Source organism: uncultured Caballeronia sp. (assembly GCF_964243625.1).
Lineage (GTDB): Bacteria > Pseudomonadota > Gammaproteobacteria > Burkholderiales > Burkholderiaceae > Caballeronia.
Map to the genome: position 1 here is coordinate 1 of NZ_CAXTGZ010000147.1, position 12,251 is coordinate 12,251.

A 12,251-nucleotide genomic window follows, 5' to 3' on the forward strand; every position below is an offset into this window, starting at 1 on the left:
CGCGACCAATGCGATGCACAGCAGGAAATATCGGCGGAAACCGGCGTCCCAGAGGCGTTTTGGCTGTGCTTCCACGTCATTGCCACCCGGCTTTGCGTGCAGCGTCATCGAGAAGCGAATCACCTGAACCGCCAGCACCGCGATCACGAGCGACTGCAAGAACGCGAGTCCGAGCGATGTGAGCGAATGACCCAGCGCGGCGCCGTGGACGGCGCTGCCATCGGTCATCGATGAAAGCGGACTGGCCGAAGGCGGCGCTGAAAGTTGTTCCTGATATCCGGCGATGCCCGTGCCGAGCACGAGGACGAACGCCAGCAGGAAAAGCGTGGGCATGCGCCGCACGGACAACGCGGCGTCGCGCCATGCGCCCCTCAGGCATTGGCTCAGCGTGATGTCTTCCATAAAACCCCGGTCGAAAAGCGTGTTGAAGCGCAGATTGCAGCAATCAGCTACTTGGTGACGAATTGCGGCGCGCACGACACGCTAATCGGTTGAGGTCGCCGGGTCAATGACATCGACCCACAGGGAATGTCAGAGCGCATCGGCCGGTCCACAATGCAGTAATGCAACAGTATCTTGACCGACCTGGTCGTCCATCGGGGAATTGGTCCTTTCGGCATTGATCCTCTGCCTAGTCGCGCCAATATCCCGCCGGTGGCGTGAATTTGACCGGAGATCTTCTCGAATGTTTGGATTAAATTTATTTCCGGCGCATACCAAAATCGCCGCCGATTCAACCTTGACCAGGCCGTCGCAGCAGACCCCATCGCTGCTGCGGATAAAAGAGTGCAAAATAATCATCTCGGTGGCCCATTGCCTGTGTCCGAAAGCTGTGAAGGCCTGTCAACAGCTAACAACAGCGGCGCGCTTGAGACTACATTAAAGAAAAGGGCACACGTTTGTTTGAGACGGCCCGATAACATTGGATACGAACCACACTAGCTGATAACGCCGAGCACGCCAAGAAAGCCTCGAGTCTGTCATGACGCCCCTTCCTGATGCGGATGATAAGTCGCGTCGGTGACTTCCGGGAGACCGATTACGGGTATATCGGCCTCTCGTGGTAGAGCAAGCATATTGAAGGACGCGGCATTGCCGTAGATATTTTCCTGGATGCCGAAGAAGTTTGCTGGATTGAACAGCTGCGGAATGTGCCACCAGAGCCGATAGTCCTGGCTCCATAGCCATTCGATCAACGCCTGCGACTTATCATCCCGGTCGTTCTCCAGATACAGTACAGGGCGCGATGCGGCCAGAAGATTAACGGCCCCGTGCAGCGTATGTAGTTCAAAGCCCTCTACGTCGATTTTAATCAGGCCGACTGGGTGGTCTGCAAGTACGTCGTCCAAACGAACACAAGGTATTGCAATGTCCTGATTAGCCGGGCTTGCATGCATGGATACGCCGCCGAAGTTGCCCGGTGCGTTGTAGTCAGGCGAGGAAAAGTACACGGTCTCTGCTTTAGCCCCACACGCCCAGGGCCATGCGCGTACATTCGTAATGCCATTAAGTGCAAGATTGGCGCACAAGTTCTGGAAAATGAATGGTTGCGGCTCGAAAGCGAACATCTCACGTCGTTGTTGGGCCGCCTGTCTGGCGAGCGCAACGGTATGCGTGCCTACATTGGCACCAACCTCGACGACAGCACCCGGGCGAACAAACAACTGGCTCAGAAACTGCCCTTCGATCTCGGCATACTCGCCGTATTCGAGCATCGCTTTGCCGATGTAGAAGTCGCTGGGGTTTGCGAGCATCCATCCATGCCTGGCTTGAACCAACGTATAGGGTTCGGCAACTTGCATAATCTGCCTTTCAGGCGGCCTATCGGTCGATAAGTTCATGTGCTGAAGTTCTTTCTGATCTTGAAGAAGGAATGTATCGCGCGTCATAAATTCGATGAGGCGTCCGATCTCAGTCCCGCAGTTCCCGAAACGACCCGATCTCACTAAAGCGCGTCAATGCGTTGGTCGCTGACCGGCCTGAAAAAACGTTCGTTGTACTAGGCAATGTGTACAAGGACGCCGTCGTGCCAGACATGCCGAAACACGACCAGCCGCGCCCCGGATATCAGTAGTATAAAACGGTATTCGACGCATTCCTGAGCATTGACAATAGTTAACGAAATCCCTGATCGCGGAAGATATGGACGTCGCTCCGCGCACGCACACGTGCGAAAGGAACATCGCACTGCAGACCGACGCGCATAAGTCAGCGGGATCGGCCATGTGCTGACCGAAGTCACCAGCGGGGCCTCGACCGAGCGATCGGCATTGGCTTGCCTCTCGACCACAGCACAGGGCCGTCTGGTGTTGAATCCGTTTGCATTGCTCGCAGAATGGGACATCACGTCATCCGGTAGCGAACGCAGCGTACCTGTCCTAAGCGTGAGGAAAGATTTGGAGCGGTGGCAGCCGGTTCTTGCAATGTAATCCTGCTGCCAGCGCGCTTGGCCCGAGTATGCACCGCATCTTTTTTAATCGACGCAAAGTCGCGATTGCCTGACAACACAGCGGCGCGCACGCGATTAAGCGTCCTGGCGGGTTCCGGTGCTTCGGCGCACTCGGACGGCCGCAGATAACAATTGCGCGCACTGAGCGCGAGGCCATTGGCGTCGCGCATGGTCTCAGCCGCGACAGTCTCCGGGGGCAAAGCGCGCGGGCGCCTGGCCACGGCCATCGAGACGGCCTGCATACCACGTCACGGCGAGCGCCACGATCGCCACTACCGCCGCAACCCACGGCAGCGAATCCAGCGGATGACCTTGCTGCAGCACCACGCCGCCGAGCCACGCGCCGCCGGCGTTACCCAGATTGAACGCACCGATATTGAGCGTCGATGCCAGGTTCGGCGCGTGTTTCGCCTTCTCCACCACCCGCGTTTGCAGCGGCGGCACGGTCGCAAACGCGGCAATGCCCCAGATGAAAATCGTGATCGCGGCGAGGATCTGGTTGTGACTCGTCTTTGCGAACACGGCCATGATGATGGCGAGCGCGACAAGAATGCCCATCAGCGACGGCATCAGCGCCCGGTCGGCGAGCTTCCCGCCGATCGTATTACCGATCGTGAGTCCAACGCCGAACAGCACCAGCACGAGCGTCACGCCGTGGGGCCCGAAGCCGCTGACCTGCTCGAGGATCGGCGCAATGTAGGTGAACACCACAAAGACGCCGCCGAAGCCGAGCACCGTCATGGCCAGTGCCAGCCAGACTTGCGGCTCTTTCAGCACGCGCAGTTCGTGGCCGAAGTTCGACGGTCCTGAATCGTGTTTGTTGGGAACGAGCGCAGCCACACCGATCAGCGACACGAGCCCGAGCACCGATACCACCCAGAACGTCGCGCGCCATCCGAACTGCTGCCCGACAAACGTCCCGAACGGCACGCCCAGCACGTTCGCCAGAGTGAGCCCGGTGAACATCAGCGCAATCGCGCTTGCCCGCTTTTCAGCCGGAACGAGCGACGCCGCGACCACCGCGCCGATGCCGAAAAACGAGCCGTGCGCGAACGATGTCACCACGCGCGCCACCATCAGCATCGAATAGCCGGGCGCCATGGCACACAAGACGTTGCCCACGATAAATACGCCCATCAGCAATTGCAGCGAAAGTTTGCGCGGCAATTTTGCGGTGAGTACGGCAAGCAGCGGCGCGCCGACGGCCACGCCAAGCGCGTAGCCGGTGACGAGAAAGCCGGCAGACGGTATCGATACAGCCAGATCGCGGGCCACATCAGGCAGCAGGCCCATGATCACGAACTCGGTCGTGCCGATGGCAAAGGCGCTGATGGCAAGCGCTAGAAGTGGGATAGGCATGGGAAGGTCCTAGGTATTAAGAAAGCTGGACGACAAATTCGACGACCACGCCGGGCGCAAGCTGCACGAACAACTGGCGTTCGCGGGAAACCGGCACGTCGGCTTCGGAAAACGGCACGGCATGCTCGTGCAGACGCGCGAGCAAGGTTTGCCATTCGGCTTCATCGGTTACGCGCAGCGCAATGTGGTCAATACGCGTCGCCGCTCGCCCTCCGGCCGGCGCGGCAAGCACCGACCCGCTTTCGACCAGATGCACGACCGGCGTGCCGTTCAGATACAGCCAGCAACCTCCAATGCCGAACGGCGGACGCGGGCCGATGGTCATGCCGGCTACGTCGGTGAAAAAACGGCGCATGGGCTCGCAATCGGGCGTGACGATGGTGGCGTGATCCAGCTTCATATCGACTTCCTACGCTGCAATGCATCAAATTCTCCGTTATAGGAAGGGTTTTGATAATTGGCGTAGCATTTGAAGCATTATCAAATTGCAATTGAGAGTGACGATGGATCGACTCGGTGATATGCGCCTGTTCGTTGAAGCCGCGGCGCTCGGCAGCTTGTCGGCGGCGGGGAGGAAGCTGGGTTTGTCGCCGGCGGCCGCCAGCGCGCGCCTGCTCAAGCTGGAAAAATCCCTCACGGCGCGATTGTTCGAGCGCACCACGCGCCAGCTCCGCCTCACCGACGAAGGCCAGCTTTATCTCAGGCATTGCCGGATCGCGCTGCAGGCCATTGAAGACGGCGAAGCCGCGCTGCACGCCGGGCAGAACCTCGTGCGCGGCAAAGTGCGGATCTCGGCAACATCGGATTTCGGTCGTAACCTGCTCTGCCACTGGCTTGACGAATTCAGCCGGATTCACCCCGACGTCAGCTTCGCGCTGACCCTGGCGGATTCGGTGTCGAACCTGTTGCGCGAGGACATCGACCTGGCGATCCGCTTCGGACTTCCGCCCGATGCCAGCCTCGTCGCGCGCCGCCTCGCGCCAAACCGGCGTGTGCTGTGCGCGTCGCCGGAATATCTGGCGAAGCACGGCGAGCCGAAAACACCCGCCGATCTCGCCGGGCATTCGTTCTCGGTGCTGGTGACATCGACGGGTACGCTGAACGAAATCAACTTCGTGCGCGGCGACGAGCGGTATTCCCACATCATCCCGCTTGCCGACGCTTGGGAAACCAACGACGGCGCCTTGTCCCGCGCGTGGGCGCTGGCGGGGCAAGGCATCGCGCACAAATCGATATGGGATATCGCCGCCGATGTCCGCTCCGGCGCGCTAAAAATGCTGCTCGCCGACTGGTGTTCGCACGAGGCGGCGGTCCATGCGCTGTTCCACGCGAACCGGTACATGGCGCCGCGCGTACGCGTTCTGCTGGATTTCCTCACCGAACGCTTCGCGCGCGCGACGGAAGAATTGCTCGGCGACCTGGCCTACCCGCCCGGCCAGCCCGGGCGAGAAGTCGAGCGGGCGCTATAATAATGGGCTAAACGATGCGCGAATTTCGGCCGAACAGGTCTGAATCAGCGCTAAAACACGTGAAAGAATCCCTTCAACGCATCAAACACCGCGCCCCCAGACTAATCACTGCGACCGGCGAAATTCATGACCAAGAAAGTTTATGTAAAGACATTCGGCTGCCAGATGAACGAGTACGACTCCGACAAAATGGTCGACGTCCTCAACGCAGCCAATGGCCTCATCCAGACAAACACGCCGGAAGACGCGGACGTGATCCTCTTCAACACGTGCTCCGTGCGTGAGAAAGCGCAGGAAAAGGTCTTCTCTGACCTCGGCCGCGTGCGTGAATTGAAGGAAGCGAATCCGAACCTGATCATTGGCGTGGGCGGATGCGTGGCGAGCCAGGAAGGCGCGGCGATCGTTTCCCGCGCGCCCTACGTGGACTTGGTGTTTGGCCCGCAGACCTTGCATCGGCTGCCGGACATGATCGCGAAACGCCGTTCCAGCGGACGCTCGCAAGTCGACATTTCGTTTCCCGAAATCGAAAAGTTCGATCACTTGCCGCCGGCGCGCGTGGATGGCCCGAGCGCGTTTGTATCGATCATGGAAGGGTGCAGCAAGTACTGCAGCTATTGCGTCGTGCCGTACACGCGCGGCGAAGAAGTCTCCCGGCCGCTCGACGACGTGCTGACTGAAATCGCCGGACTCGCCGACCAGGGCGTGCGCGAAGTCACCATGCTCGGGCAGAACGTGAATGCGTATCGCGGGCCGGTGACGCAGCACTCCACTGATATTGCCGACTTCGCCACGTTGATTGAATATGTGGCAGAGATTCCGGGCATCGAACGGATTCGTTACACCACGTCGCATCCGAAGGAATTCACGCAACGGCTGATCGATACTTACGCGAAAGTGCCCAAGCTCGTGAGCCACCTGCACTTGCCCGTGCAGCACGGCTCCGACCGCATCCTGATGGCCATGAAGCGTGGCTACACGGTGCTCGAATACAAGTCGGTGATCCGCAAACTGCGCGCGATCCGCCCGGATCTGTCGCTGTCTACCGACATGATCGTCGGTTTCCCCGGCGAGACCAAGGACGATTTCCAGAAGATGATGAAGCTCATCGACGAAATGAGCTACGACACGAGTTTCTCGTTCATCTACAGCCCGCGTCCCGGCACGCCCGCCGCGAACCTGCACGACGACACGCCGCGCGAAGTGAAGCTCAAGCGTTTGCAGCATCTGCAGGCGACCATCGAGGCGAACGTCGCGAAAATCAGCAATTCCATGCTGGGCTCGGTGCAGCGTATTCTGGTGGAAGGACCGTCGCGCAAGGACCCGAGCGAACTCGCCGGACGCACGGAAAACAATCGTGTGGTGAATTTCCCGGTGCCGATTTCGTCGCACAAACGGCTGATCGGCCAGATGGTCGATGTAGAAATCAACGTGGCATACCCCCATTCGTTGCGCGGCGAATTGATTTTGACGCCGGCCACGACTCACTAAACTGAAGCTTCGACAGGACCCCGACTCTCGCCTTGAAGACCGCTCAGCAGCATATGGAATTCACCGCACCGCGCGACGACAACGCGCGGCTCGCCAACCTGTGTGGCCCGCTCGACGAAAACCTGCGGCAGATCGAGCAGGCGCTCGACGTGACGCTCACGCGCCGCGGTCACAAGATCACGATCCGCGGACGCGGCGCGAAAGTGGCGCTCACGGCGCTCGAGAATTTCTACAATCGCGCGAAGGATTCGCTGTCCGTGGACGACATTCAACTGGCGCTGGTCGAGGCGCGCAATGCGGCGCGGCGGGGATTGAATGCCGCAAAGCCATCGAACAATCTGAATTCCGATCCCGTCGATCCGCGTTTTCGCGGCGACCCCGATCATCCGTTCGATGAACCCAGCGTCACCATCGACCTGGGCGACGAGGAAGATCCGGGCCCGAAGCTTTACACACGGCGTGCGGACCTGCGCGGCCGCACGCCCATGCAGCGCGAATACCTGAAGCAGATCATCGCGCACGACGTGACTTTCGGCATCGGCCCGGCCGGTACGGGCAAGACGTATCTGGCGGTGGCGTGCGCGGTCGATGCGCTCGAGCGCGATCAGGTAAAGCGCATCGTCCTGACTCGCCCGGCGGTGGAAGCTGGCGAGCGTCTGGGTTTCCTGCCGGGCGATCTCGCGCAGAAAGTGGATCCCTATCTGCGTCCGTTGTACGACGCGCTCTACGACCTCCTCGGCTTCGATAAAACCGCAAAAATGTTCGAGCGCCAGATGATCGAAATCGCGCCGCTCGCGTACATGCGCGGGCGGACGCTTAACCACGCGTTCATCATCCTGGACGAGGCGCAGAACACCACGCCCGAGCAGATGAAGATGTTCCTGACGCGTATCGGCTTCGGCTCGAAGGCCGTCGTCACCGGCGACACCACGCAGGTCGACTTGCCGCGCGGTCACAAGAGCGGCTTGATCGAGGCGCAACATGTCCTGGCGGACGTGCGCGGCATTGCGATGACGCGTTTCACCAGCGTGGACGTGGTGCGCCACCCGCTGGTCGCGCGCATTGTGGAAGCGTATGACGCGCAGTCGCAGCGCGATTCCGACGCGGCCGCGGCAAAGTAAGCAGCGAATAAAGTCATGCCGAAACTTGCATTGACGCTGCAATTTGCCGCCGCGAAGGCGTATCCGGAGCACAAGGCGCTTTTGCCGCGTGCCACGGTCGCCAACTGGATCAAGGCGTCGCTCTTCGCGGACGCGGAACTGACGGTGCGTTTCGTCGATACCGATGAAGGCCGCACCCTCAACCGGTCGTATCGGAACAAGGATTACGCAACGAACGTGCTGACCTTTGCGTATGCCGAATCGGAAGACGATCCGGTTTCGGGCGACCTGATCCTGTGTTGCCCGGTCGTGGAACGCGAAGCGCGCGAGCAGAACAAACCGCTCGCCGCGCACTATGCGCATCTGATCGTGCACGGCACGCTGCATGCTCAAGGATACGATCACGAAGATTCCGCCGAGGCGGACGAAATGGAATCGATCGAAACCGGCATCATGCAAAAGCTCGGTTTCACCGATCCCTATTTGCCGTTGCCGCCTGATTAAGCCTTGACCGACATACCTCTCCCCCTTCCTGGATTGCCTGACGCCGACTACCCGCCGGTGTTTGCCGAATCGCGCCTGCTTACCGACGCGGAACTGCTGGCATCGCGCGAAAAAGCGTTCGCACACTGGGATCGCAAGACGGATTTGTGGCTGTTCGGTTATGGCTCGCTGATCTGGAATCCGGGGTTGCCGGCCGTGGAAGCGGTGCGCAGCAAGGTGCACGGATATCATCGCGGCCTGTATTTATGGTCGCGCGTGAATCGCGGCACGCCCGAACAGCCGGGCCTCGTCCTCGCGCTGGATCGGGGCGGTTCCTGTTCCGGCATGGCGTTCCGGCTTGCGGCCGAGGGCGCCGACGAGCACCTCGAAGTGCTGTGGCGGCGCGAAATGGCGATGAATTCGTATCGCGTCGCATGGTTGCCATGCACGTTGATCGATGGCCGCCGTGTCGATGCACTCGCATTCGTCATGCGCCGTGAAGCGCCCACTTACACCGGCAAGCTCGGCGACCCGATCGTGCGCCGCGTCTTTGGCTGCGCGACCGGCCGATACGGCACCACGCTCGACTACGTCAGCCGCACCGTGGCCGCGCTGCGAGAATGCGGCATGCCAGACCGTGCGCTGGAGTCGCTTTTGCAACGATGCAAGGATGCGGAATCATCGCAGGAATAAAGTTTTTCGGCGGACATAGCCCGATTGGCTAACGTCAGGCGTCCGACATACTGCGCCCATATTTATCAGTTACGATGTTTGCACACGATGTAGCACGCGTTCGCGCCGGATCAATTGGCGCGAAATTTCCTTGGTGTATTCTTAACTTTCCGTGATTTTGCGTTCGGAACACTCCGCACGCCCCACTATGAACGACGCCTATCCCAGTCGACGATATACCGACAAACCTGCCGACAAACCGGAAAAGCGCACGCTGCTCGAGCGCCTGACCGATTTCATCTCGCACGAGCCGGAATCTCGCGACGAACTGCTGGAAGTTCTCCAGGACGCCCACGAACGCAATCTGCTCGACGCGGATTCGCTCTCCATGATCGAAGGCGTATTCCAGGTTTCCGAACTCTGCGCCCGCGACATCATGATTCCGCGTGCCCAGATGGACGCCATCAACATTGCTGAAACGCCCGAGCAATTCATCCCTTTCATGCTGGAAAAAGCGCACTCGCGTTATCCGGTATTTGAAAGCAATCGCGACAACGTAATCGGCGTGCTGCTTGCAAAAGACTTGCTGCGCTATTACCACGAAGAAGAATTCGATGTCCGCGGCATGCTGCGCCCCGCCGTTTTCATTCCTGAATCAAAGCGCCTGAATGTGCTGCTTCACGATTTCCGCGTGAACCGGAATCACATTGCAATCGTGGTGGATGAATACGGCGGCGTGGCCGGATTGATCACGATCGAAGACGTGCTGGAACAGATTGTTGGCGACATCGAAGACGAATACGACTTCGACGAAGAAGCCGGCAACATCATTGCCACGCCTGACGGCCGGCATCGTGTGCGCGCGCTCACGGGCATTGAACAGTTCAACGAAGAGTTCGGCACGCATTATTCCGACGACGAAGTCGACACAATCGGCGGGCTGGTGACGCATCGATTCGGCCGCGTGCCGCATCGTGGGGAGAAGGTGAAGATCGACGACTTCGTGTTCGAGATCCTGCGCGGCGACGCCCGCCAGATTCACGTGCTGCGAGTGCGGCGCGCGGTCAATACCCCGGCGCTCGATGGCCGCTCCCGCGACAGCGACGAAGACCGCGATTGAGAACGAGCATGAACGCGTGCATGAATCCCGTTTCACGCCGCGTGCTCATGCTGCCGGTCACACCATGACGCGCGACGGTCACGCCGCGTCATCCCCTACTTTCCAGTCGATTTCGTAATCCATGGCCGATTCCCGTTTTGCCTTCCGGCGCAGTAACCGGATTGATAGCGCCCAGTCCCTGCCGCTTTGGCATTACCTCGTCGCGGCAATCCTGGGCGCCGCGAACACCCTTTCATTCGCGCCCACGCCGCATGGCGGCTGGATCGAACTCGTGATCTTCACGTTGTTCTTTGCGTGGCTCACCCGTACCAGCGGATGGAAAGGCGCGGCGCTGACCGGCTGGGCGTTTGGTTTCGGCAATTTCGTCACCGGCGTCTGGTGGCTTTACGTCAGCATGCACGATTTCGGCGGCATGGCGGCGCCGCTGGCGGCCGCAGCGGTCGTGTTGTTCTCCATGTACATCGCGATCTACCCGGCCCTTGCAGGCGTTCTTTGGTCGTTTTGTGCGGGACGGGCGCGGTATGAAGAGAACGGCTCTGTAATCCCCGCCGCCGATGAACCGCGCTTCGTCCCCACATGGCACGGCGCATTCGCGTTCGCCAGTGCCTGGGCCCTCGGCGAATGGCTGCGCGGACTGGTCTTCACCGGCTTCCCATGGCTTTCGAGCGGGTACGCCCAGGTCGACGGTCCGCTGGCAAGCTATGGCGCTATCGCGGGCGTGTATGGCGTTGGCTGGGTGCTGGCGCTCGTGGCCGCGTTGCTTGTGCAGGGCTTCTATACGTTTCGGCATGGCGACACGCCGCTCGCGAAGTTCGCGCCGTTTATCGTGGCGATCGTGCTGGTCGTGGCGGGCATGTTGCTGTCGCTGGTCGAATGGACGCTTCCCGCAAATGCGCCGCTGACCGTGCGGCTCTTGCAAGGCAACGTGAAGCAGGAAATGAAGTTCGAGCAGGAAGGCGTGAACCAGTCGCTGCAGCTTTACAAGAAGTTGATCACCGAGAAACCGGCTGACCTGATCGTGACGCCCGAAACCGCGTTCCCCGTTCTCGCCGTGCAAGTGCCGCAAGACCTCGCGCTGGCACTGCGCAATTTCTCCGATACCACCAACTCGTCCATTCTGTTCGGCGCTATCGGCGTGACGGTTTCGCCCGAAGGCCGCGCGACCGATTACACGAACAGCCTGTTCGGCATCACCCCGAATCAGAAAGATGTTTACCGCTACGACAAACATCACCTCGTGCCCTTTGGCGAATTCGTGCCGACGGGTTTCCACTGGTTCGTGGCGCTCATGGGCATTCCACTCGGTGACCTGGGACGCGGTCCGCCGGTGCAGAAATCGTTCTTCGTGCACAACCAGCCGATTGCCGTCGATATCTGCTACGAAGATATCTTCGGCGAAGAAATCGCGCGCACGATTCGCGAGCAGGAAGCGCCCGCGGGCATCCTCGTGAACTCGACGAACCTCGCGTGGTTCGGCGACACGATTGCGCTCGACCAGCATTTGCAGATGGCCCGTATGCGCTCGATCGAAACCGGCCGCCCGATGCTTCGTTCCACGAACACCGGTACGACCGCGGTGATCGCGGCGAACGGCGCGGTGGTGGCAAGGCTTCCGGTCTACACGACGGGTTCCCTCGATGCCACCGTGCAAGGTACATCCGGGCGCACGCCTTACGTGACGAGCGGCAACATGACGGTGATCGTGGTGTCGCTGCTGCTGCTGGCGTTCGGCTTCGCGTTCGCGCCGGGGCGCAAGAAGAGCTGAAACCGGCATATGCATTCTCCCGCCTTCATCATCCGCAAAGCCACGCGCGCCGACGCCGACGTTGCGTGGCGCATCCGCCGCGCCGCCGTGATGAGCGAGTGCATCAACGCGTATCCGCTCAAACAACTCGACGAATGGACAGGCGGGGCGACATCGAAAGCATTCGCCGATGCCGTCGAAGAACGGTTCCTCGTTGCAACCGTGGATGAGCGCGTTGCGGGCACTGGCATGATCGATGTCACGACCGGCAAGATCGATGCGATCTTCGTGGACCCGGCGTACATGAAACGCGGCATAGGTGCGGGGATGGTGCTGCATCTCGAAACGCTGGCGCGTGCCGGGGGTT

Annotated in this window: 13 protein-coding genes; 8 read left to right on the top strand and 5 right to left on the bottom strand. The window is 60.3% G+C overall.

The annotated features are described in order from the left end of the window. From ACFFAR_RS12480 to ACFFAR_RS12500, 5 genes are all read right to left on the bottom strand, one after another. A partial coding sequence (locus ACFFAR_RS12480) for a hypothetical protein (protein ID WP_375507944.1) occupies positions 1–402 on the bottom strand: 402 nt, incomplete at its 3' end. A gap of 578 nt (positions 403–980) precedes the next feature. Next, on the bottom strand, positions 981–1,841 hold the full coding sequence (locus tag ACFFAR_RS12485; protein ID WP_375507945.1) for an FkbM family methyltransferase: 861 nt from the start codon (positions 1,839–1,841) through the stop codon (positions 981–983). Positions 1,842–2,343: 502 nt separating this feature from the next. Continuing rightward, entirely contained in the window at positions 2,344–2,691 is a 348-nt protein-coding gene (locus tag ACFFAR_RS12490; RefSeq protein WP_174362805.1) for a pantoate--beta-alanine ligase, read from the bottom strand. Further along, complete coding sequence (locus ACFFAR_RS12495; protein WP_061998548.1) at positions 2,624–3,808, bottom strand: MFS transporter; 1,185 nt, start codon at positions 3,806–3,808, stop codon at positions 2,624–2,626. Before ACFFAR_RS12495 ends, ACFFAR_RS12490 begins: the two co-directional genes overlap by 68 nt. A gap of 16 nt (positions 3,809–3,824) precedes the next feature. Continuing rightward, positions 3,825–4,208, bottom strand: a complete 384-nt coding sequence (locus ACFFAR_RS12500; protein ID WP_174362804.1) for a VOC family protein — start codon at positions 4,206–4,208, stop codon at positions 3,825–3,827. Positions 4,209–4,311: 103 nt separating this feature from the next. On the opposite strand from ACFFAR_RS12500, the gene ACFFAR_RS12505 reads away from it, so the two are divergent. The 8 genes from ACFFAR_RS12505 to ACFFAR_RS12540 form a co-directional block, all read left to right on the top strand. Further along, the gene (locus tag ACFFAR_RS12505; protein ID WP_061998546.1) at positions 4,312–5,277 is read left to right on the top strand and encodes a LysR family transcriptional regulator; all 966 of its coding nucleotides are present in this window, start codon (positions 4,312–4,314) and stop codon (positions 5,275–5,277) included. A gap of 126 nt (positions 5,278–5,403) precedes the next feature. After that, positions 5,404–6,765 carry a tRNA (N6-isopentenyl adenosine(37)-C2)-methylthiotransferase MiaB gene (gene miaB, locus ACFFAR_RS12510; RefSeq protein ID WP_174362803.1) on the top strand — a complete coding sequence of 454 codons (1,362 nt, stop codon included), beginning with the start codon at positions 5,404–5,406 and terminating at the stop codon, positions 6,763–6,765. A 32-nt stretch (positions 6,766–6,797) separates the two neighbouring features. After that, on the top strand, positions 6,798–7,886 hold the full coding sequence (locus ACFFAR_RS12515) for a PhoH family protein (protein ID WP_061998544.1): 1,089 nt from the start codon (positions 6,798–6,800) through the stop codon (positions 7,884–7,886). A 15-nt stretch (positions 7,887–7,901) separates the two neighbouring features. Beyond that, positions 7,902–8,369, top strand: coding sequence for an rRNA maturation RNase YbeY (gene ybeY, locus ACFFAR_RS12520; RefSeq protein ID WP_174362802.1), 468 nt, complete (start codon positions 7,902–7,904; stop codon positions 8,367–8,369). Between the two features lie 3 nt (positions 8,370–8,372). After that, complete coding sequence (locus tag ACFFAR_RS12525) at positions 8,373–9,041, top strand: gamma-glutamylcyclotransferase (RefSeq protein ID WP_375507946.1); 669 nt, start codon at positions 8,373–8,375, stop codon at positions 9,039–9,041. Between the two features lie 187 nt (positions 9,042–9,228). Further along, the gene (locus tag ACFFAR_RS12530) at positions 9,229–10,140 is read left to right on the top strand and encodes an HlyC/CorC family transporter (RefSeq protein ID WP_061998541.1); all 912 of its coding nucleotides are present in this window, start codon (positions 9,229–9,231) and stop codon (positions 10,138–10,140) included. 121 nt (positions 10,141–10,261) lie between these two features. After that, entirely contained in the window at positions 10,262–11,905 is a 1,644-nt protein-coding gene (lnt, locus tag ACFFAR_RS12535) for an apolipoprotein N-acyltransferase (protein ID WP_375507947.1), read from the top strand. 9 nt (positions 11,906–11,914) lie between these two features. Next, a partial coding sequence (locus ACFFAR_RS12540) for a GNAT family N-acetyltransferase (RefSeq protein WP_375507948.1) occupies positions 11,915–12,251 on the top strand: 337 nt, incomplete at its 3' end.